The sequence below is a fragment of the Flavobacteriales bacterium genome, from assembly GCA_016715895.1.
Classification (GTDB): domain Bacteria; phylum Bacteroidota; class Bacteroidia; order Flavobacteriales_F; family PHOS-HE28; genus PHOS-HE28.
The window spans coordinates 666,220-687,448 of record JADJXH010000004.1 but is presented as its reverse complement, the minus strand read 5'-3'; the positions used below and the strand labels follow the sequence as shown (position 1 = coordinate 687,448).

23 protein-coding genes and 1 tRNA gene are annotated in these 21,229 nt (G+C 65.8%); 11 read left to right on the top strand and 13 right to left on the bottom strand.

The features are described from left to right. Positions 1-29 precede the first annotated feature (29 nt). From IPM49_11560 to IPM49_11545, 4 genes are all read right to left on the bottom strand, one after another. On the bottom strand, positions 30-1,421 hold the full coding sequence (locus tag IPM49_11560) for a PKD domain-containing protein (protein MBK9275157.1): 1,392 nt from the start codon (positions 1,419-1,421) through the stop codon (positions 30-32). Positions 1,422-1,484: 63 nt separating this feature from the next. Next, the gene (locus IPM49_11555; GenBank protein MBK9275156.1) at positions 1,485-2,618 is read right to left on the bottom strand and encodes a PKD domain-containing protein; all 1,134 of its coding nucleotides are present in this window, start codon (positions 2,616-2,618) and stop codon (positions 1,485-1,487) included. Positions 2,619-2,644: 26 nt separating this feature from the next. Then, a complete protein-coding gene (locus IPM49_11550; GenBank protein MBK9275155.1) occupies positions 2,645-4,081 on the bottom strand; it encodes a hypothetical protein in 1,437 nt (478 codons plus the stop codon). Continuing rightward, positions 4,056-4,529, bottom strand: coding sequence for a sigma-70 family RNA polymerase sigma factor (locus IPM49_11545; protein ID MBK9275154.1), 474 nt, complete (start codon positions 4,527-4,529; stop codon positions 4,056-4,058). The genes IPM49_11550 and IPM49_11545 overlap by 26 nt, the downstream gene beginning before the upstream one ends. 363 nt (positions 4,530-4,892) lie before the next feature. Here IPM49_11545 and ssb point away from each other — a divergent pair, with 363 nt between their 5' ends. After that, a complete protein-coding gene (gene ssb, locus IPM49_11540; GenBank protein MBK9275153.1) occupies positions 4,893-5,252 on the top strand; it encodes a single-stranded DNA-binding protein in 360 nt (119 codons plus the stop codon). A 55-nt stretch (positions 5,253-5,307) separates the two neighbouring features. Beyond that, positions 5,308-5,655 carry a single-stranded DNA-binding protein gene (locus tag IPM49_11535; protein MBK9275152.1) on the top strand — a complete coding sequence of 116 codons (348 nt, stop codon included), beginning with the start codon at positions 5,308-5,310 and terminating at the stop codon, positions 5,653-5,655. Between the two features lie 130 nt (positions 5,656-5,785). Here IPM49_11535 and IPM49_11530 read toward each other — a convergent pair whose 3' ends face one another. Together IPM49_11530 and IPM49_11525 are read right to left on the bottom strand one after the other, a co-directional pair. Next, positions 5,786-6,262, bottom strand: a complete 477-nt coding sequence (locus IPM49_11530; GenBank protein ID MBK9275151.1) for a hypothetical protein — start codon at positions 6,260-6,262, stop codon at positions 5,786-5,788. Between the two features lie 200 nt (positions 6,263-6,462). Next, a complete protein-coding gene (locus IPM49_11525; GenBank protein MBK9275150.1) occupies positions 6,463-6,942 on the bottom strand; it encodes a hypothetical protein in 480 nt (159 codons plus the stop codon). Positions 6,943-7,132: 190 nt separating this feature from the next. Here IPM49_11525 and IPM49_11520 point away from each other — a divergent pair. Together IPM49_11520 and IPM49_11515 are read left to right on the top strand one after the other, a co-directional pair. Next, positions 7,133-7,206, top strand: a tRNA-Asn gene (locus IPM49_11520). Between the two features lie 50 nt (positions 7,207-7,256). Next, positions 7,257-8,186, top strand: coding sequence for a sugar kinase (locus tag IPM49_11515; protein ID MBK9275149.1), 930 nt, complete (start codon positions 7,257-7,259; stop codon positions 8,184-8,186). Between the two features lie 9 nt (positions 8,187-8,195). On the opposite strand, the gene IPM49_11510 is transcribed toward IPM49_11515, so the two are convergent. The 5 genes from IPM49_11510 to IPM49_11490 all read right to left on the bottom strand — a co-directional run bounded on the left by IPM49_11510 (position 8,196) and on the right by IPM49_11490 (position 11,281). Beyond that, on the bottom strand, positions 8,196-8,792 hold the full coding sequence (locus IPM49_11510) for a superoxide dismutase (protein ID MBK9275148.1): 597 nt from the start codon (positions 8,790-8,792) through the stop codon (positions 8,196-8,198). 177 nt (positions 8,793-8,969) lie between these two features. Continuing rightward, complete coding sequence (locus IPM49_11505) at positions 8,970-9,494, bottom strand: acetyl-CoA carboxylase biotin carboxyl carrier protein subunit (protein MBK9275147.1); 525 nt, start codon at positions 9,492-9,494, stop codon at positions 8,970-8,972. 36 nt (positions 9,495-9,530) lie between these two features. Further along, complete coding sequence (gene rnhA, locus IPM49_11500; GenBank protein ID MBK9275146.1) at positions 9,531-10,001, bottom strand: ribonuclease HI; 471 nt, start codon at positions 9,999-10,001, stop codon at positions 9,531-9,533. Then, positions 9,998-10,606, bottom strand: coding sequence for a MarC family protein (locus tag IPM49_11495; protein ID MBK9275145.1), 609 nt, complete (start codon positions 10,604-10,606; stop codon positions 9,998-10,000). The genes rnhA and IPM49_11495 overlap by 4 nt, the downstream gene beginning before the upstream one ends. 102 nt (positions 10,607-10,708) lie before the next feature. Then, entirely contained in the window at positions 10,709-11,281 is a 573-nt protein-coding gene (locus tag IPM49_11490; protein MBK9275144.1) for a phosphoribosylglycinamide formyltransferase, read from the bottom strand. A 44-nt stretch (positions 11,282-11,325) separates the two neighbouring features. Between IPM49_11490 and IPM49_11485 the strand changes: the two genes are divergently transcribed. The 6 genes from IPM49_11485 to pyk all read left to right on the top strand — a co-directional run bounded on the left by IPM49_11485 (position 11,326) and on the right by pyk (position 16,335). Then, positions 11,326-12,012, top strand: coding sequence for a nitroreductase family protein (locus tag IPM49_11485; GenBank protein ID MBK9275143.1), 687 nt, complete (start codon positions 11,326-11,328; stop codon positions 12,010-12,012). Positions 12,013-12,070: 58 nt separating this feature from the next. Beyond that, positions 12,071-12,307, top strand: coding sequence for an acyl carrier protein (locus IPM49_11480; GenBank protein MBK9275142.1), 237 nt, complete (start codon positions 12,071-12,073; stop codon positions 12,305-12,307). A 24-nt stretch (positions 12,308-12,331) separates the two neighbouring features. Next, positions 12,332-13,582 (top strand): beta-ketoacyl-ACP synthase II, encoded by a 1,251-nt coding sequence (fabF, locus tag IPM49_11475; protein MBK9275141.1) that lies wholly within the window; start codon positions 12,332-12,334, stop codon positions 13,580-13,582. A gap of 69 nt (positions 13,583-13,651) precedes the next feature. Then, on the top strand, positions 13,652-14,407 hold the full coding sequence (gene rnc, locus IPM49_11470) for a ribonuclease III (GenBank protein ID MBK9275140.1): 756 nt from the start codon (positions 13,652-13,654) through the stop codon (positions 14,405-14,407). A gap of 72 nt (positions 14,408-14,479) precedes the next feature. Next, positions 14,480-14,902, top strand: a complete 423-nt coding sequence (locus IPM49_11465) for an IPExxxVDY family protein (protein MBK9275139.1) — start codon at positions 14,480-14,482, stop codon at positions 14,900-14,902. A 5-nt stretch (positions 14,903-14,907) separates the two neighbouring features. After that, the gene (gene pyk, locus IPM49_11460) at positions 14,908-16,335 is read left to right on the top strand and encodes a pyruvate kinase (GenBank protein ID MBK9275138.1); all 1,428 of its coding nucleotides are present in this window, start codon (positions 14,908-14,910) and stop codon (positions 16,333-16,335) included. Here pyk and IPM49_11455 read toward each other — a convergent pair. After that, the gene (locus tag IPM49_11455; GenBank protein ID MBK9275137.1) at positions 16,332-18,968 is read right to left on the bottom strand and encodes a T9SS type A sorting domain-containing protein; all 2,637 of its coding nucleotides are present in this window, start codon (positions 18,966-18,968) and stop codon (positions 16,332-16,334) included. The two genes, pyk and IPM49_11455, sit on opposite strands and share 4 nt — an antisense overlap. A gap of 74 nt (positions 18,969-19,042) precedes the next feature. Then, entirely contained in the window at positions 19,043-20,290 is a 1,248-nt protein-coding gene (locus tag IPM49_11450; GenBank protein MBK9275136.1) for a hypothetical protein, read from the bottom strand. Between the two features lie 155 nt (positions 20,291-20,445). Here IPM49_11450 and IPM49_11445 point away from each other — a divergent pair, with 155 nt between their 5' ends. Further along, positions 20,446-21,192 carry a methyltransferase domain-containing protein gene (locus tag IPM49_11445; GenBank protein MBK9275135.1) on the top strand — a complete coding sequence of 249 codons (747 nt, stop codon included), beginning with the start codon at positions 20,446-20,448 and terminating at the stop codon, positions 21,190-21,192. Positions 21,193-21,229: the final 37 nt, after the last annotated feature.

The window sequence follows — 21,229 nt, the reverse complement described above, 5'->3', positions numbered from 1 at the left end:
TGGGGCGCCAAGATAGGAGAGCCCCGCCGTCAACGCCATGCCTTCAGCGCACGCGACCGCCACGTATGGCCATCGACCGTGATCAGTACGGTGTAGGCCCCGGGAGCAAGCCCGCTGGTGTTCAGCTCAAGTCCGGAACCCGACATCCCCACCCCACGCAGCACGATCCGCCCCATGCCATCCACCAGTTCCACCACCGCACGGGTGCCTGAGATCCCGGCCACCACCAGTCGTTCGGTGAACGGTTGTGGCATCAAGGTCGGCATCGCACCCTCCGCGGGATCACCGATCGCCAGGCCCCCCACGAGCACGTTCTCGCAATGGGTCACGATGCAGCTGTCCTGCGACCAGGGGTCCAGACCCACCACGGTCATGCATACCGGGTAGGTGCCCGGGGCCGCGTACGTATGCGCCGCCGAACCGCCCGTGGCCACGGTGCCATCGCCGAAGTCCCAGGTCACCGACAGGATGGGTCCGTTGGCCTGGGTGCTGTTCTGTACCGCGATCGCCGTGCCCACACCGGTCCAGACAAAGTCCACCGCGAACAGGCTGTCGCACGCCGTGGTGGAGGCGATACTGACCCATTGGCAATACGAGGCCCAGCAGGTGTCCTGCGCCAGGGGCTCCCAATACCAAGCGGACAGGCAGGTATAGTACGCGCCGGGCCCGGGAAAGACATGCTGCGTGTTCTGCCCCCCTCCGGTGGTCCCATCCCCGAAGTCCCAAAGCCACCCGATGGTTGGCAGGGTGCTGGCCCCGGAGAAGGACGCCGCGCTTCCTGTCACAAGGACCGTGAAGGTCGCCACATACGTGCTGTCACACCCCCCGCCTGCCGGCACGGTCACGGGCTCACAGATGGTGTCCACGCAGGTGAAGACCCCTCCTCCGGGTTGCTGGTAGATGCTGATGGCCGTGAGGCAGACGGTGTAGGTGCCGGGCAGGGCATAATTGTGCAAGGGCTGCGGGTCGCTGGAGGTGCTGCCGTCGCCGAAGTCCCAGTTCCAGGTGGTGGAGAGGCCGGTGCCGGTGGTGGCGTTGGAGAACTGGGCGCCCTGTGGGAAGGTGTTGGCGAAGAAACCGGCCTGGAGCTGGGCGCAGGGGTTGCCGGCGGTGAGGTCGATGATCTGGCAGGAAGTGGCGAAGCAGCTGTCCTGGGCCAGGGGGTCCCAGGTCCACACCGTAAGGCAGGCCTGGAAGACGGTGGGCCCCGGGTAGATGTGGGTGGAGATGGGCGACCAGTCGCTGGAGCCATCGCCGAACTCCCAGTGGTATCCCCAGGTGTTGTCGAAGACGTTGGGGGTGAAGATGACGGTGGTGCCCTGGGCGGTGAACTGGAAGTCGGCGCTGAGGCTGTCACAGGGACCGGCCTGGGCAACGAGGGGCGCTGATAGAAGGGCGGCGGCGAGGAGGCGGAACATCATGACTGGGGGCTTCAGGACCTGTGACCGCTATGACGTCGCCAGGGCTGTGCGGGGCGCCCGGGGTCACTCCTTCAGGAAGTGAAAGGTCCGCGCACGTTGGCCGTTGGTGAGGCGCATCAGGTAGGCCCCGGCATCCAGGCGTGCGACATCCACATGGTCCAGGCCACCGCCCAAAACTCCGGTCCAGCAGCGCCGGCCCTGGGCATCCAGCACGTCGGCGGACCACGAAGCCGGACCCGTTGGGGAGCGCACGATCAGGACATCCGCACAGGGGTTGGGTGAAACGCTGAAGGCCTGTTCGACCTCCTCTTCGAGTCCCACCAAGGGCATCAGGTGCACGGGCAGGCACACGGACAATGAGCATGTGTCGGGGGCGAGCGGACCATCGATGGTGACGGTGAGGCACACGGTGTAGAGATCGGGCAGTGCGTAGGTATGGAGCGGCTGGACCTCCGTGCTGCTCGTGCCGTCGCCGAAGTCCCACAGCAGGTCCGGCAGCGCGCCCGACGTCAGCGAGGTGTTGATGAAGGCCACGGTGTTCCCGTTGATCAGGTGATCGAAATCCGGCTGAAGGACCTGCCCGCACGGGATGGTATCGGGTCCGAAGTACACCCAATTGCAGGTCTGCACGGTGCAGCTGTCCTGCAGGACCGCATCGAGCAACGTGGCGGTCATGCACACGGCATACGGCCCGTTGCCCGCGAAGGTGTGCGAGACCATGGTCCCGGAGCCGGTCGCGCCATCGCCGAAGTCCCAGGTGATGCCCGTGATGGGGGTGGTGATGATGCTTTCCAGGGCGAAGGTGAAGGTGCCGTTGTCGAAGCTGCCGGCGAATTGCAGATCGGTGGTGTCGCACACGGAGGGGGGCAGACCACTGTTGTTGACCACCGTGCAGCCGGTGGCCGTGCAGAAGATCCCTTGCTGGTCCAGCACGTCCACGCTCACGCACATCAGGTAGGTGCCCGGTGCGCTGAAGGTGTGGTCGAAGGTGGTGCTCCCCGCCGAGGTCCCCTGGCCGTCGCCGGCGTCCCAGTTGAACGTGTACACGGCCAGCGCCCCGTCCACCGAGGCCAGCAGCGACCACGCGTTGGGGCCTGTGGGGGTGGCGGTCACCTGCACGGTGACATCGGCACCGCACGGTTGGGGCTGCGCCAGGCTGCGAACGCCAAGCAGGGGCACCATTATCAGCAGTGCCATCCTCAAGCGCGTACGTGGTGTTCCGTTCATCGTTGGCGGTGGGGAAGATCGACGCGCAGCCGCAGTTGTGCGCCAAGGCGTGTGGGAAGGGCCTGCACGGCCCCCTGTCCGAAGACCATGCCCAGGCCGGTCTGGTAGACCGGTCCGGCAATGATCCGTACGTGCTCGGTGAGTTGGAACCCACCATCCAGTGCCAGTTGAGCGGAGACCAGGCCGAAGGAGCGGTCCGCATCGCGCACACGCTCGGCCCGCTGCACCACCGCGCCCCCTTCGGTCACCTCTTCGAGGAAGAGGTATCCATCGCGCATGCGCTGCCATTCCAGGGCCAGCCCAAGGTGGGCGCCGAACATCCAACGGCGCACCCCGCCCTCCCATCCAAGCAGCAGGGGCACGCGCCAGGTGGACGAACGACCCGTGATCGCCGTGGTCTCCGACCGCTCCCGTACCACGAACAGCGTATCGCTCTGTGTGGCCAGGACCGTGTTCTCGAATACGGCGATGCTGGTGTTCACGAAGGCGTTCACCTGCTGGCTCCGGTCGGATCGTTCATAAGCGCTGCGACCTCCGGTATGCTCGATCCCCACGCCGAACCAGCTGCCCGATCGCCAACGGCGACCGGCCCACAAGCCCAGGTGCCATTCTCCGGCGTGTCCTTCCACGGCCGCCCGAGCGCCCACCAGTTCGGGGTCGGTGCCCTGCCAGCGGCGGGTCCGGTCGAACCGCCCGGCCATCACGGCCACCCACCAGTCCGCGCGAGGCAGCACGTAGCTGTCAGGAACGCCACGCGCGATCGGTGCGCTCACGGGCACGCCATGCACGAAGGCCGAGCGCCGTCCCGACAGCCATTGCGCATCGCCGGCTTTCGTGCCCTCCGCAGCGATCACGGCGCCTCGGACCGAACCGCCGAAGGCGCTCGTCGAGGACGTCCGCTCACGCTCATGGACCGTTCGAGCGCCGGATGACCCCTCGCCGTCCCCAGGGTTCAGGTGTGCGGCCCCGGCGAGGTCCGAGCCCTGCCGGGCGGTGGACCTCCGGGCCCGATCGCCGCGGCTGGCCGGCTCCTTCCCGGGGTCCGGGGAGAGCGTGTGGGTCGCGGACCGGACCGTGGGTGCGGCATCCGGGGTCTGTTCCGCCGCAGGTGTCGTGGCCTCATGCGCAGGTGATCCCGGATGGGTCGTGTTGGGCCCAGCGGGTGCATCCGGGGCGCCGGCATGCGCGGCGGACGCCTGCACAGGGGTCGGAATTGGAGGGGTCGGGGCCTCGGACAGGGCCCACCAGAGCGCGGGAGCGCCCACCATCAGGGCCAGCGGGCCGATCCAGCGGATGCGTCGCCAGATCACCAGCAGGCGTCGGCGACCCGCGCGCTGGCGCATCACCCCCTCCCAGATGGCGGCAGGGGGCTCCTGCTCGGCGGCGGCGAGGCCGCGGCGGAAGATGTCATCGATCGGATGCCTTTCCCTCATGGGTCGTCAGGTGTATGGCGTGAATGCGTTCCTGCAGCATGCGGCGCGCCTTGGCCAGCTGGCTGCGCGAGGTGCTCTCCCCGCAGCCCAGCATGGCCGCGATCTCCGCGTGGTCGTAGCCCTCGATGGCGAACAGGTTGAACACCGTCCGGTAGCCGTCCGGCAGCCCGGCCACCAGGGCCAGCAGCTCCCGCTCACCCAGCTCGGCCAACGCGGTGGCCGCCACAGGGTCCTCCGGCAGCTTCTCCAGGCCGATGCGCTCCTGCTGGAACGACTTGCGCCGGTATTGGTTGATGGCCGTGTGCACCATGATGCGGCGGACCCATCCCTCCAGGGAGCCGTCCTGGCGGAAGCCACCGAGCTTGTCGAACACCCGCACAAAGCCCTCCTGCATCATGTCCTGCGCCTCCAGCTCGTGCCGGGCATAGCGCAGGCACACGGCGTACATGCGCCGTGCATACCGCTTGTAGAGGGCCTCCTGGCAGCGACGATCCTCGCGCAGGCAGCCTTCCACCAGCTCGCGCTCGGTGAGTTCACGCACCGGTCCGGTGGTTTCCGTTAGCCGTTGACGTCCCGATCGGCACTTCCGCTGCCTGCCGGGGGATCAACGGGCACGAATGCCCGGCAAGGTACTGGAGATCAGGCTCTTTTCGCGAACCAGTAGCCGTCCAACAAACGGTGGCAAACGACTGCTGTCGCATACAAATGACGACTTACCGAGTCCCGGTCATCGAGGGGTGAAGGTTTGCAGCGGCTTCAACGACAAGCCGGCCTCGAACGAACACACAACCCCTCAAACACACCTGAGACCATGAACACGATGAAGAACCTTGTGCAGCTGATCGGCAACCTGGGCAACGACCCGGAGATCAAGGAAGTGAGCGGCGGACGCCGCATGGCCCGCATGAGCGTCGCCACCAGCGAGAGCTACACCAACCGGAGCGGCGAACGGATCACCGACACCCAGTGGCACACGGTGGTGGCCTGGGGCGCACAGGCCGAACAGGTGGGCAACCTGCTGCACAAGGGCAGCCGCGTGGCCCTGCAGGGCAAGCTCGTGCACCGCAGCTACGAAGGCAAGGACGGGCAGAAGCGCTACATCACGGAAGTGGTGCTCAGCGAGTTCCAGGTGGTGAACAAGAGCGAACCCGCCGTGGAGGCCGCCGCCTGATCACCCTCCCCAAGGATCCAACGAACCCTCATCACCCCAAACACCCAACGAGGTCATGAACACCCTGAAGAACAAAGTGCAGTTGATCGGTCACCTCGGGTACGATCCGGAAGTGCGCGAGATCGCGCAAGGACGCAAAGTGGCCCGCATGAGCGTGGCCACCCACAGCAGCCATCGCAACGCCAACGGCGATCGTGTGAGCACCACCCAGTGGCACACCGTGGTGGCCTGGGGCCGCACGGCCGAGATGGTGGAGCGCATGCTCCGCAAGGGCACCGGCGTGGTGCTCGAAGGGCGCCTGGTGCACCGCAGCTACGAAGGCAAGGACGGGCAGAAGCGCCAGGTGAGCGAGGTCGTGCTCAACGACTTCCAGTTGCTGGCGACCGGCGCCAAGGCGGCGTAACCCCTCATCCCATCGAGGCGGGGGCCGTTCCGAAAGGAGCGGCCCCTGTTGCTTTCCCCCCAAAGCGGAAGGGCCGCCCGCAGGCAGCCCCTCCATCGTTCCAGGACCCCCGTCCCGTTCTGAAAGGTGATCAGCGCGCCGCGGTGACGTCCGCAGCGGGAAGGGTCACCAGCGTGTGGTCATAGTGGACCTTCATGAGGCCGCTGCCCTTGGTGAAGGTGATGTGGCCCACCGGAGCGGCGAAGGCCAGGTCGTTGGCGGGGCTTTGGGGCATCAGCTCCACGGAGAAGCGGACCTCGCGGTCGTTCTCGTTCTTGAACTTGGGGAAGGCGTTGAGGGTGTTGACCTCCACCACCTTGGTGATGTAGCCGTTCTGGCGGAAGGTGAGGCGGAGCCGGCTGTCGGCCTCCACGCGGAGCTTGAAGGTGCCGTTGCCGGCCACCACCAAGCTGTCCAGGGAGCCGTCGGCGCGCTCCACCAGGAGGGTGGTGCGGCGGGCACCGCCGTCGAGGGTCTCGATCTTGCCGTGGAAGGTGATCTGCTTGCTGGCGAAGAGGCAGCTGGCGGCGAGGAGGGCGGCGGCGGCGAGGAGGAGGCGGGCGTTCATGGGGAGGGGTCGTTGGCGTTCGATGGGTCAAAACTGCCGCGGCCCCCAGGCCTTCCATAGGCTGGATGAGCAAGTGGCGGCGGGTGGTCAGCAAGTGGCGGGAACGCGTCCAGAGGCAGACACCCCCCCCAAAGCGGAAGGGCCGCCCGCAGGCAGCCCCTCCATCGTTCACAGGACCCCCGTCCCGTTCTGAACGTTCATCAGCGCGCCGCGGTGACGTCCGCAGCGGGAAGGGTCACCAGCGTGTGGTCGTAGTGGACCTTCATGAGGCCGCTGCCCTTGGTGAAGGTGATGTGGCCCACCGGAGCGGCGAAGGCCAGGTCGTTGGCGGGGCTTTGGGGCATCAGCTCCACGGAGAAGCGGACCTCGCGGTCGTTCTCGTTCTTGAACTTGGGGAAGGCGTTGAGGGTGTTGACCTCCACCACCTTGGTGATGTAGCCGTTCTGGCGGAAGGTGAGGCGGAGCCGGCTGTCGGCCTCCACGCGGAGCTTGAAGGTGCCGTTGCCGGCCACCACCATGCTGTCCAGGGAGCCATCGGCGCGCTCCACCAGGAGGGTGGTGCGGCGGGCACCGCCGTCGAGGGTCTCGATCTTGCCGTGGAAGGTGACCTGCTTGCTGGCGAAGAGGCAGCTGGCGGCGAGGAGGGTGGCGGCGGTGGCGAGAAGGAGGCGGGCGTTCATGGGGAGGGGTCGTTGGCGTTCGATGGGTCAAAACTGCCGCGGCCCCCAGGCCTTCCATAGGCGGGATGAGCAAGTGGCGGCGGGTGGTCAGCAAGTGGCGGGAAGGCCCCCTTCCCCCGCTACAGCGGCCAGCTATTGGCCAATGCCGACGAGCGGCTTACATTTGCGCTCCGTTTTCCAACGGAGACCTTCCCTGGTAGCTCAGCTGGTTAGAGCACATGACTGTTAATCATGGGGTCGCTGGTTCAAGTCCAGCCCGGGGAGCTAGCGAAGGCCGCATCATGCGGCCTTCCTTCTTTTCAACCTGAGCCCCCATGCAACTCGTCACTGTTGGCACCGTCGCCTTTGATCGCATTGAGACCCCGTTCGGAGTGGCGGAGAAGACCGTGGGTGGCGCCGCCACCTACATTTCCCTGGCCGCCAGCATCTTTCTGGAGAAGATCGGGCTGGTGAGCGTGGTGGGCGACGATTTCCCCACGGCCGTGATGGACGACCTGCGCCGCCGTGGCGTGGACCTCTCCGGCCTGGAGGTGCTCGAGGGCAAGGAGAGCTTCTTCTGGGCCGGCCGCTACCACTACGACATGAACAGCCGCGACACGCTGGAGACCCGGCTGAACGTGCTGCTGGACCTGGACCCCAAGCTGCCCGCCGCCTACACCCAGGCTCCGTATGTGATGCTGGGCAACCTGGACCCCAAGGTGCAGGCCAAGGTGCTGGACCAGATGGCTGAACGCCCGGCCCTGGTGGTGATGGACACCATGAACTTCTGGATGGACAGTGCCCTGGAGGACCTCAAGCGCGTGATCCAGCGGGTGGACATCCTGGCCATCAATGATGCCGAGGCGCGCCAGTTGAGCGGGGAGCACAGCCTGGTGAAGGCGGCCGGGAAGATCCTGGCCATGGGCCCCAAGTACCTGGTGGTGAAAAAGGGGGAGCACGGTGCCCTGCTCTTCGGGCCCGACCGGGTGTTCTTCGCGCCGGCCCTGCCGCTGGAGGACGTGGTGGACCCCACCGGCGCGGGCGACACCTTCGCCGGTGGCTTCATCGGCTATCTGGCCCGCACGCAGGACCACAGCTTCGACAACCTCAAGCGCGCCATCATCGTGGGCAGTGCGCTGGCCAGCTTCACCTGCGAGAAGTTCGGCATCGAGCGTCTGGCGGAGATCACCCGCGAGGACATCGACCAGCGCGTGCAGCAGTTCGTGGAACTGGTCGACTTCGACATCGAGCTGGTGGAGGACTGAGGCACACCCTCACCCCATCCGCCCGGCCACCGCGTCCCAGTTCACCAGGTTCCACCAGGCGGCCACGTACTCGTTACGCTTGTTCTGGTACTTGAGGTAGTAGGCGTGCTCCCAGACGTCCAGTCCCAGCAGCGGTCGGCCCTTCAGTTCGCTCAGGTCCATCAGTGGGTTGTCCTGGTTGGGCGTGCTGCCGATGGCCAGTTCCCCCTCGCGCACCACCAGCCAGGCCCACCCGCTGCCGAAGCGCTTCATGGCCGCCTCGGCGAAGACCTCCTTGAACTTCCCGAACGACCCGAAGGCCCCGTTGATCGCATCGCCCACGGTGCCCGTTGGTTCCCCGCCCTTGCCGGGCGCCATGCTGCTCCAGAACAGGTCATGGTTCCAGGCCCCGCCGGCGTTGTTGCGCAGCTTGGTGCTCACCCCGCCGATGGTGCCGAAGAGCTGCTCGGCGGTGGTGGCCGGAACGGCCTCGGCCGCCAGGGCCTCATTGGCGTTCTTCACGTAGGCCGCATGATGCCTCCCGTAGTGGATCTGCATGGTGAGCGTGTCGATGTGCGGCTCCAGTGCCTCGTACGGGTAGGGCAGGGGCGCCTGGGTGAACAGCAGCCCACCGGGCATTGATCCCGAGGCGCGCAGCACGGCCGGGGCCAGGGCCACGCCGGCGGCAGCCTGCAGCGAGCGGGTGAGAAAGCGTTTGCGGTCCATGAGCGAAAGGTAGGTCGGGCCGGGCGGCGTAGCGAACACCGCGCCGATCGCTCCGGGTCGATGGGTCGCTGAACTCCGTCAGACCACGGGGCCGAAGCTGAGCAACAACTGGCTTTTCTCCACGGCCTTGCCCTGCACGGCATGCACCTGGGTCACCACCGCATCGCCCGGGGCCTTGATCAGGTTCTCCATCTTCATGGCCTCCAGCACCAGAAGGGCATCGTTCCTCCTCACCACATCACCCACCTTCACAAGCACATTGAGGACCAGTCCGGGCATGGGGGCCTTCAGTTCGGGCACCACACCGCCACGGGCCTTGTCCAGCCCGAGGGCCTGCACCAGTCGGGCCCGCTCGTCCTCCACGCGCACGGTGTACAGCTTGCCGCCCATGCGCAGCTTCACCAGCCCCGCCGCGCGGTCCTCCTTCACCACCGTGGCGCGTACCGAGCGGCCCTCCACCAGCACGCTGAAGGTGCCTTTTCCCGCCGCGCTGATGTCCGGGTCGGCCGTGCCTTCGGGCACCCACGGCCCATCGGGTGTGCGGCGCTCCAGCACCACGGGCGTGCTGTTCTGGTTGATGTGGGCGTAGAGCTTGCGTGGCATGGCGGACGAAAATAGGGTGTGGCCGGGAGGCCGGGCTCAACCGCCTTCGCCAAGCTGCTCGTACACCTCGTCCGCCGGCAGGCCGGGCTGCTCGCGCGCGGCCACCGCCAGGCGGTCGCACAGCTCGTTCTGCGGGTGTCCGTTGTGGCCGCGGATCCAGTGGAACCGCACCTTGTGCCGGCGGTACACCCGGAGGAAGCGCTGCCACAGGTCGGGGTTCTTCCGCTTGGCGAAGCCCTTCTTCTCCCAGTCGAACACCCAGCCCTTCTCCACGCTGTCCACCACGTACTTGCTGTCGCTCACCACGGTCACCTCCATGCCCTGACGCTTGAGGGCCTCCAGCGCGACGATGACGGCCAGCAGCTCCATGCGGTTGTTGGTGGTGTGGCGGTAACCGCCCCACAGCTCGCGCCGGTGGCTGCCGCTCTCGAGCACCACGCCGTAGCCGCCCGGGCCGGGATTCCCACTGGCCGCGCCGTCCGTGTAGGCGGTCACCTGGACGCTCATCGCACCGGGAAGAGGTAGGTGATGTTGCCCGTGAAGAGCTTTACGCTGATGGCGAGCAGGATGACGCCGAAGGCCTTGCGGATGACGATCAGGCCCACGCGGCCGAGCAGCCGTTCGATGCGGGTGGTGAGGAAGAGCACGAGGAGCACCGGCCCCATGTTGAGCACGATGGCCGCCAGGATGTTCACCGGCGCGTATTCGGCCCGCAGGGACAGGATGGTGGTGATGGTGCCCGCGCCGGCGATGACCGGGAAGGCCAGCGGCACGATGCTGTACACCTTGGGGTCGTCGCTGGGCAGGCCCGGGGCGGACGTGTCCTCCTTGAAGAGCCTGATGCCGAGGGTCATTTCCAGGGCGATGAAGAACAGCACCAACGAACCGGCCACGGCGAAGGAGCGGACGTCCACCCCCACCACGCGCAGGATGCCTTCACCGACGAAGAGGAAGGTGACCATGATGCCCAGGCTCACCAAGGTGGCCCGAAGCGGGTAGATGCGCCCGGCCTTCTGCCGCACCTGCAGGATCAGCGGGATGCCCCCCACGATGTCGATCACCGCGAAGAGCACCAGGAAGGCCTTTCCGATCTGGGCGGGGTCAAGCTGCATCTGTTCCATCCCGACATGGGCCGGAGCGCAAAGGAACGCGCCGCGGGCCATCGCCCTTTGTCCACCGTCCGTGCACGGTACGGAACGGTCGCCGGCCGCCGGCTAGGAGGCGAGGCCCTTCACGAGGTTCTCCACGACCACGGGATAGTGCGCATGCTCCAGCTCCAGGACGCGCCGGCCCAGGGTCTCCGGTGTGTCGCCAGGCAGCACGGGACATCGGGCCTGGAAGAGGTGTTCGCCCTCATCGTAGCGCTCGTTCACCAGATGGATCGTGATGCCGCTCTCGGCGTCGCCGGCCGCCAGCACCGACGCATGCACGTGGTGGCCCCACATGCCCCGGCCACCATGACGGGGCAGGAGGGCGGGGTGGATGTTGACGATCCCACCCAGAAAGGCACGCACCAGGTCCGCAGGCACCAGGCGCAGGAAGCCGGCCAGCACCACGAGGTCGATGTGCAGGTCCTGCAGTTCGCGCAGCAGCGTGCCATCCCGCAACTGCGCCGGCGTGAAGCGGTAGCCGGGCACGCCCAGCTCCCACGCCCGGGTGAACACGCCGGCCTCCGGTCGATCGCCGGCCACCAGCACCACCTCGGCCGCGCTGGAGCCTTGGAAGTGCTCAATGAGCCGCTGAGCGTTGCTGCCGCCGCCGGAGGCCAGGATGGCGATGCGCTTCACCCCGCGAAGGTGCGCAACTCCCGGCCAGCACCGACCTTCGGAGCATGAGCAGCCCTGACGGACCCCCCACCGTGCCCCATCGCCCGGTCGAGCTCCCCATGGAGGAGATGCATCGCAGGGCGGTCGCCTTCCACGAACTGATGGCCCGCCGACGCAGCGTCCGTCATTTCAGCGACCGGCCGGTGCCGCGCGCCCTGATGGCGGAGCTCATCGCCACGGCCGCCACAGCCCCGAGCGGCGCGCACAAGCAACCGTGGACCTTCTGCCTGGTGGGCCACCCGGAGCTGAAGCGCCGGATCCGTGAGGCGGCCGAAGCGGAGGAGCATGCGAGCTACCATGGCCGCATGTCCGATGAATGGCTCGCCGACCTGGCGCCGCTCGGCACCGACTGGCACAAGCCCTTCCTGGAGACGGCGCCCTGGTTGGTGGTGGTGTTCAAGCAGGTGCACGGCCAAGATGCCGATGGCGCGCGCCGCAAGCACTACTATGTGGAGGAGAGCGTGGGGCTGGCCTGCGGGGTGCTGCTGGCGGCCGCTCAGCATGCGGGCCTGGTGACCCTGACGCACACGCCCAGCCCCATGAATTTCCTGGCACGCCTGCTGGACCGACCGGCCAACGAGCGGCCCTACCTGTTGATACCCATGGGCTTTGCGGCCCCCGACTGCCGCGTGCCGGACCTGGTGCGGAAGCCGCTCACGGAAGTATTGGTGCCCTACCTCTCGCCACGGTGAAGAAGGCCGCATCGAAAAAGTGTTTCCTTTGCACCCTCATCAACTAAACGACACTGTCATGTCGGACATCAAATCCAGGGTCATCGCGATCATCGTGGACAAGCTCGGGGTCGACCAGGGCGAGGTCACCATGGAGGCGAGCTTCACCAACGACCTTGGCGCTGACAGCCTCGATACCGTCGAGCTCATCATGGAGTTCGAGAAGGAGTTCAACATCGCCATCCCCGATGACCAGGCCGAGAAGATCCAGACCGTGGGTCAGGCCGTGGACTACGTGGAGAAGAACGCGAAGTAAGCCCGGGCCCATCGGGCTCTCCCCATGCAGCTCAGACGCGTTGTTGTGACCGGTCTGGGCGCGCTCACCCCCATCGGCAACACGCTTGCCGCCTACTGGGAGGGGTTGGTGAGCGGCCGGAGCGGCGCCGCGCCCATCACGCGCTTCGATGCGTCGAAGTTCAAGACCCGCTTCGCCTGCGAGGTCAAGGGCTTCGACCCCGAGGCGTTCATGGACCGGAAGGAGGCCCGAAAGACGGACCCCTACGCCCAGTTCGCCCTGGTGTGCGCCGACGAGGCCATCACCGACAGCGGGCTGCTCTCCGACACGCTGGACCGCGACCGCGTAGGGGTGATCTGGGGCAGTGGCATCGGCGGGCTGAAGACCTTCCAGGACGAGTGCATCGGCTTCGGCAAGGGCGATGGCACCCCGCGCTTCAATCCCTTCTTCATCCCGAAGATGATCGCCGACAGCGCGGCGGGGCTGATCAGCATGAAGCACACCCTGCGCGGCCCGAGCTATGTGACGGCCAGCGCCTGTGCCAGCAGCAACAATGCCCTCATCGACGCCTTCAACGCCATCCGTCTGGGCCTGTGCCCGGCCGTGGTGACGGGCGGCTCCGAGGCCGCCATCTATGAGGCGGGAGTGGGCGGCTTCAATGCGCTGCACGCCATGAGCACCCGCAACGAGGACCCGGCCACGGCCTCCCGTCCCTACGACAAGGACCGCGACGGCTTCGTGCTGGGCGAGGGTGGGGCGGCCATCGTGCTGGAGGACCTGGAGCACGCGCTGGCGCGGGGCGCCAAGATCTACGCCGAGGTGATCGGTGGCGGCATGAGCAGCGATGCGTACCACATCACCGCACCCCACCCCGAGGGGCTGGGTGCCGAGCTGTGCATGAAGTTCGCGCTGAAGGACGCCGGCCTCGCACCCACCGACATCGACTACATCAACACCCACGGCACCAGCACCCCCATCGGCGACCCGCAGGAGGTGAAGGCCATCCAGCGCCTCTTCGGCGAGCACGCCTACGCGCTCAACATCAGCGCCACCAAGAGCATGACCGGGCACCTGCTGGGCGGCGCGGGTGCGGTGGAGGGCGTGGCCGCCATCATGGCCGTGCACACCGATACGGTGCCGCCCACCATCAATCACTTCACGGACGATCCCGAGATCGACGCCCGGCTGAACTTCACGTTCAACACGGCACAGCAGCGCACGGTGAACGCCGCCATGAGCAACACCTTCGGCTTTGGCGGCCACAACACCGCGGTGATCTTCCGCAAGTACCGCTAGGCCCGCTTGATACGCTCGCTGCTGCTCCGTGCCCGCGCCTCTGCCGAGGACCGGCGGATCTTGGCCTGGGTGAAGCGCTCCTTCGGCCTCCGCCCCACCGACCTGGCCCTCTACAAACAGGCGCTCCGCCACAGCAGCGCCGTGCCCGAGGACCGGCCCGATCTGCCCGACAACGAGCGGCTCGAGTTCCTGGGCGATGCCATCCTCGACGCCGTGGTCGGCAGCCTGCTGTTCGAACGCTATCCCAAGGAAGGGGAGGGCTTCCTCACCCGCATGCGCAGCAAGCTCGTGAGCCGCCAGCAGCTGAGCGAGCTGGCCCACCGGGTGGACATCAGCAAGGTGATGGAGAGCAACGTCACCCGGGGGCACGAGACCAGCGTGCCCGGCAACGCGTTGGAGGCCATCTTCGGAGCCATCTACCTGGAGCAGGGGTTCGAGCGGGCGCGCAAGGCGATCGTGAAGCTGATCACCAGCCAGTACGACCTGCGCGAGCTGGAGAAGGAGGACCGCGACAACAAGAGCCGCCTGCTGGAGTGGGGCCAGAAGCACAGGAAGCGCGTGGATTTCCACATCACCGAGGAAGGCGGCCGCGGTGGCCGCGGCAAGACCTACCTGTGCGAGGTGAAGGTGGATGGCGATGTGCGCGGAAGCGGTCGTGGGCCGAGCAAGAAGAAAGCCGAACAGGAAGCGGCGGACGCGGCCTTCCGCGCCATGGAGAAACGCCGCAGCGGTGGCCGGGGCCGCGGTCGGGGCCGCGGCAGAAAGCCCCGGGAGAGCGGCACCGACCAGAAGGCGCCCCGCGCCACGGTCGGCGGCGACGAGTAACAGCGGCCGGTGCACAGGCCTTCGTGCATTCACCGGGACCGCCCTTCGCCGCAGGACTACCTTTGACCGTCCATGGCCAAGACCACGCGCATCCGCCTTGATGTGGAGCCCGATCCCGAGGTGCACGTGATCGGCATCAGCAGCCATGTGAACGACTACCGGTTGTGCTGGTCCCTCAACCTGAGCCTGGGGATCGCCCTGGCCCGCCGGGACCGCGACATCCTGGACAGCTCCGCGGAGGGCACGTCGCGCCATGCCGCCTTCGATCACGACGACCCCGACACCCAGGTGCGCTACACCCTGGTGAACAATCGCGGGGGCGCCGGCCTTCTGATCAAGGACCAGCGTTCAGCCGATTATTTCCTGGTGGTGGACGAGCAGGTGCCCGAGGCGCCCGAGGAGCTGCTGGAGCGCGTACGCGCCGCGGAGTTCGTTCTGGCCGCCTATCCGGTGCCCTTCGACCAGTTGCGTGCCGGCCACAAACTCCTGCAGTGAGACCGATGTCCCCGAACGACCCCAAGACCAAGATCGTGGCCACCATCGGCCCGGCCAGTGCTTCCACGGAGGTGCTGCGCGAACTGATGCGCGCCGGCATGGACGTGGCCCGGTTGAACTTCAGCCACGGCTCCTACGACTTCTACCGGGAGCTCATCGCCAACATCCGCGCCCTGAACGAAGAGCTCGGGCTCAACACCGCCATCCTGGCCGACCTGCAGGGCCCCAAGCTCCGCGTGGGCGAGATGGAGAACGGGGCCATCGACCTGCCCGACGGCAGCGAGCTGGTGATCACCACCGAGCCGGTGAAGGGCCGCTCCGGCCTGGTGAGCACCACCTACACCCAGTTCCCGCAGGACGTGAAGCCCGGGGAGATCGCGCTGCTGGACGATGGCAAGATCCGCCTGGAGGTGATGGCCACCGACGGCCGCTCCCGCGTCACGACCCGCGTGATCCACGGTGGTCCGCTCAGCGCCAACAAGGGCCTCAACCTGCCCAACACCAAGGTGAGCCTGCCCTGCCTCACGGAGAAGGACCTCAAGGACCTGGACTTCGCGCTGGAGCAGAACGTGGACTGGGTGGGCCTGAGCTTCGTGCGCAGCGCCCGGGACATCATCGAGCTCAAGCACATCATCCGTGCCCAGGACAAGCACGCCCGCGTGATCGCCAAGATCGAGAAGCCCGAAGCCCTGCTGGAGATCGACGACATCATCCGGGAGGCCGATGCCCTGATGGTGGCCCGCGGCGACCTGGGTGTGGAGATCCCCATGGAGAAGGTGCCGCTGGTGCAGAAGGACCTGATCCGACGCTGCCTGGCCATGCACCGGCCGGTGATCGTGGCCACCCAGATGATGGAGAGCATGATCACCAACATCACGCCCACACGCGCCGAAGTGAACGACGTGGCGAACGCCGTGCTCGACCATGCCGACGCGGTGATGCTGAGCGCCGAGACCAGCGTGGGCAGGCACCCCGTGGAGGTGGTGAAGGCCATGAACCGCATCCTTGTGGAGATGGAGACGGCCGACGGCATGTACAACGTGCCCAACCCGCCGCTGGAGAGCAATGACCGCACCGTGAGCGACGCCATCAGCATCGCCGCCGTGCGCATGACCGAGGCCATGCCGGTGAAGGCCATCGTGACGATGACGCACAGCGGATACACCGCCTTCAAGATCAGCAGCATGCGCCCCAAGGCGAACATCTACGCCTTCACCAGCAACCCCGCCATCCTGTGCATGCTGAACCTGGTGTGGGGCGTGCGGGCCCACTACTACGACAAGACCGTCAGCACCGACCACACCATCGCCGACATCAAGCACCTGCTGCGCCGCCGCAACCAGGTGCAGAAGGGTGATCTGGTGATCAACATCGCCAGCATGCCAATCGCCGAGAAGGGCATGGCGAACATGCTGAAGCTGAGCCCGGCCTAACGCGTCTGTTTGATCAGTTTGCACCAATGTGCTGCGCCATCCGCGCGCACCATCAACAAGTAGTGCCCATCGGCCAAGCGGGAGAGATCGAACGTCTGCCGGGTTGATAAAATCTTCTCCTGGAATACCACGCGTCCGCTGGCATCGCGCATTTGGAGCAGGCCACCGACCAAGTCCTCTTCCACGGAAAGCAGAACATGATCAGCCGCCGGATTGGGCATCAGGTGCATCTGCGCGACCGCATCCGCCGCGGTGATATCCGGGGTGGTGATGATCGCTGTTCGCGCCGAATTCGTGATCACCGGGGCATTGAGGTCGAAGAAGATCGCGGCGGTATTCCGGATGGAATCCCCGACAAGGAGATCGGTACGCGGCCGTATGCGGTAGCGGACGAAACCATGGCTCATCAATTCGTTCACGTTGTTGTCCGGCAGCAGGATGTTGTCTAACTGGAAGCGCATCTTGTGATCGAAGTCGTAGTAGGTCAGCGCCAATGGGTGCGAGGCGTCGATGAGCTCAAAGCTGGGCAAGTACGCGTTCGCTGGCAGGTGGTTTTCCACAGCAACGGTGAATGCCGTATCGGTGCCTGTGTTCTGGAACCGGATCGTGTAGTCCAGAACGGCATCGGCCAATGTGCTCACGAGAATTTCGGTCGGTTCCACCAGAATGTCGTTGGGGTCGAAGGAGCCGGTGACCCAGTTGTTCGTGGTAACGGTGTTGTCCCCGGGAACAAGATCGCCTGCGATGGGCGTGATCTCCGCCGTGGTGGTCACCGGGCTTCCCAGTGTGTCCCCAATGGATTGCGTGCAGTACACGGCGAGTTGGATGTTCTGCAGCGGAAGCAGCGGTCCGAGTGCCCATGTGAGCATGCTGCCATTGATGCTTCCTGGTGCGATCGACGCGGAGTCGAAGTCGAGGCCATCATCGAGCGCGAGGCTGAGGTCTGCGCCAACGCTCGTCGTTCCCACGTTGCGGCAGAGCACATCGTAGCGGACGGGGAAGCCTGGACGGAAAGCTGAGACGGGTGTGAGGAAGACCTGGAGATCCTGCGCTGGTACCATGGCCGTGTACCGGAAGTCGAGGCCGCTCACTGCTGTTTCATTGCCCGTAATGCTTGGGGAGTGCGTGGCTGGCTCTTGTGTGAAGTGCGCGATCGTTGGGCCTGTGATGGTGTGCTGGGCCGGGCCGTTCACCGCGAACTCATAATGGCCGCTGGGTTCTGAAAGCGCTAGTTCGGCATTGTTGCTCAGCTCCACCAGCCGCCCACCGATACGCGGATCACCAACACTGATGCTGGTATCGTTGTCCGCATCCACGTAGAGCGTGCCAGAGAGCAGGGTGCTCTTTCCGTTGAACCGCACGGTCCAGATGTCCTGATAGGCCACGTTCCCAGGAACGAAATGGTCCGCCGACATTGATATCCCAGTCGCGACGAAGCCATCGTCAGTAGGCGCAAGTGCGTAGAGGAGATCTCCATCACTTCCGCCCACGGACTTCTCCCAGAGCAGGTCACCATTAGGGTTCACCAATAGGAGCCAGCCATCCCCGCCACCATAGGGCGCCTGGTTCACCAACACGTCGTAGCAAACGCTAACATCTCCATCGGATGAGGTGGTGCTTCCCGCGATTAGGTAGTTTCCTTGATATGGGATTATGTCCGACGGACTATCCGGAAGGCTTCCGCCGTAGGAACGGCTCCATATGATCGCACCAGTGGCGTCCACGCGCATGAGCCACACATCCCAGTTACCGTGGTTCTGCGGAAGATCTCCATCGGAAGAGTTCGATGTGCCAAGGACAAGGTAGTCCCCGCCCGACAAGCCACGGATGTCGTGGAATTGATCCACGGCCGAACCGCCATACGTGCGGTCCCATTCGATATCCCCGTTCGCATCGAGCTTCACCAGCCAACCATCGTATTGGCCATAGAGCGGCGTGCTCACGTCGCCATCACTGGATCCGGTCCACCCCGCGAGAAGAGCACCGCCATCCGCAGTAGCTATAATGGATTGACCAATGTCAATGGAGCTGCCGCCATAAGTGTTCTCCCAGAGTTCAGTGCCAGCGCTGTCCAAGGCGATGACCCACGCTTCCCAGTCGTTTTGTCCGCGGAATCCGGAAACGAAGCAACCCCCATCCGGTCGAGCGGCTACATGGATCCCCTGGTCGTTCTGGTCCACAAGGCCAGCATAGAAGCGCTCCCAGATTACAGAGCCGGCGGGGGTGACCTTCACGATCCAGAGATCTTCGTCGCCCCAGCTATCGATGATCACCTGCCCTGCATCGTAGATGCTACCGGCGAAGACAAAGTTCCCATCGGGCATCACGGCGCCATGCATGATTTGAACGAGGCCGAGGTCACCGATGCGGTTTCCCCATTGCATTTGTCCCAAGCTGTCGAGGCCGATGAATACCACCTCCCCGTTGGCTGGCCCTGAGGTGTTGCCGAGTTGTCCATCTGCGGAATTGCTCGTCGCTGCGAGAAAGAAGCTCTTGTCGGGCAACTGATGGATAAAGTGCCCGGCGTCCGAATAGCCGCTTCCAAGCGAGCGTGTCCAGCCCACGGAGGGGATCTGTGCATGCCCGTATGCAGTCAGGATGAGCGCCATCAGGGCAGAGACGATCGCTTTCACGACAGATGGTATCTCAAAGACGAAAGTAGAGGCTGATAGTGGTGTCCTCGGACAACTCAGTGTCAGGCATAGCGCTACCTCTCCACCAACACCACTTTCACGTAGCGCAGCCCCTCGTTGGTCCTCAGCACCACGGTGTAGGTGCCCGCGGCCTCCCGGGCCAGGTCCACGGTGAAGCGGTGCTCGCCCAGGGCGCTATGCGCATGCAGCAGGCGCCGCACCAAACCGCCGTCCGCCCGCAGCACGATCAGGTCCGCGATGGTGCTGCGGTCCAGGCGCAGATCGACGACCAAAGTCCCATCGGTGAGCGTGGGCGAGGCGCTGAGCGCATGGTAGTCCGGTGCTTCGCTCCGATCGACCACACCGGTGCTGACATCCGCCGTGTATTTGTAGATGTATGTGCCGGACATGTACGCGAGTGAATCGCTGAGGCGGAAGAAGCGGTTGTAGTTGTTGCCCACGTTCTCCAGCGCCCAAGTGAGCCCACCATCGGTGGTGCCGTACAGCAGGTTTCCGCCGCCCACCCAGCCACGCAGCGTGTCCATGAAGCCCACCACCTCCACATAGGTGTAGCTGGTGGCCGCCACGATGGTGCTCCAGGTCTGGCCGCCATCAGTGCTGCGCAGCAGGCGTGTGTCGTCGTTCACCGGTTCGCTGTACACCGATGCGTACCAGTGGTCGGCATCCAGGCGCTGGATCTTCCACACGATGTCCGAGGCGACGCCGGTGAGATGCCTCGGCTGCCAGCTGAGCCCGCCGTCCATGGTGTACAGGATGACGCCGCCGTTGCCCGCAGGCGCCGCCGTGCCGGTGACGAAGCCGGTGTCCGCGCTCGTGAAATGCACGTCGACCAATGCCGTCGCATGCGCGCTCATGTCGATCGATGTCCAGCTCAGACCGCCATCGCTGCTCTTCACCACATAGGCCGGCGAGGCCCACAGCCCCACCCCGTAGATGGTGGTGGGCGTCGGTGCTGAGAGCCCACAAATGCCCGGTGGCTGAGGGCTGATCAGCGGGGCCACATCGGTCCATGTGGCCCCTCCGTCCACGGTGCGGAACAAGGAACCGCTCAACGACCCGCAGTAGCCGTGCAGCGCATCGATGAACTCGATGCTGCGCAGGTATTGCCCGGCCGTGTATTGCAGGGTCCAGGTGGCGCCACCGTCCTCGGTCCGTCGGATGGTGCCGGCCGGTCCGCCCGCCGCCCAGCCCACCGTATCGTTGATGAAGAAGACGTCGTCGTGGCGTCCGGAAGGCGGGATGTTCAGCGTGGTCCACGTGCCCTGGGCGATCAGCTGACCGCCGAACACCAGGGCAAGCATCGGAAGAAAAAACGGGCGCATCCGGACGATCTTCCTCACAAGGTATGGGCTCGTCGCCATCCGTCGTCCACCTTCGATCGTGGAAAGGTGATGGAGCCACCACCCGCACGCCCGATGCATGAAGGGTACCTTGATCTGCCAAGGAACCGCACACCATGCATGAACAGGAATGGGACCAGGTGGCGACCACGTTCGAGGAGGAGATCTTCAACGTACCGGCCAACGACCACAAGGGACTGATCACGGAGGCGGTGGAACGCTTCGCCAGCCGCGACGCGGTCGCCACTGATCTGGGCTGCGGTGTGGGCCGCACCCTGCCGCTGCTCGCCGGGCATTTTGGTCGGGTGTACGCCGTTGACGTGAGCAGTGCCTGTCTCGCGGTGGCGGAAGAGGCCTGCGGTGCGCATGCCAACATCCGCTACGTGCACGCCGACCTGTCGAAGGACCGCAAGGGGTATCCGCAGGGCGATCTGGTGCTCTGCATCAACACCTGGCTCAATGCCGATGCGGCCATGCGGGCGGGCATCGTGCGCAACACCTGCCAGAGCGTGAAGCGGGGTGGCCATCTGGTCCTGGTGGTCCCCGCGTTGGGCTCGGCCCTGCTCTCCACGCTCCGCCAGGTGCAGCTCAACCAGCGGATGGGCATGGACCCCATAAAGGCCGAGCGGGAGGCCCTGCCGGAGGGCACCGGATGGGCGCATGGCATCGTCCCCATCGACGGGGTGCCCACCAAGCACTTCATGGCCGAAGAGCTCGAGGCGCTCCTCGCGGAACGCGGGTTCGTGGTGGAAGTGGTGGAGAAGCTCGAGTACGGTTGGGACACCGAGTTCATCGACCCTCCCGCGTGGATGAGCGCCCCGTACCCCTGGGATTGGTTCCTGGTGGCGCGGCGGGTGCGGTGAACATCGCAGGCAGCGATACGGTACGAGAGCGCATCTT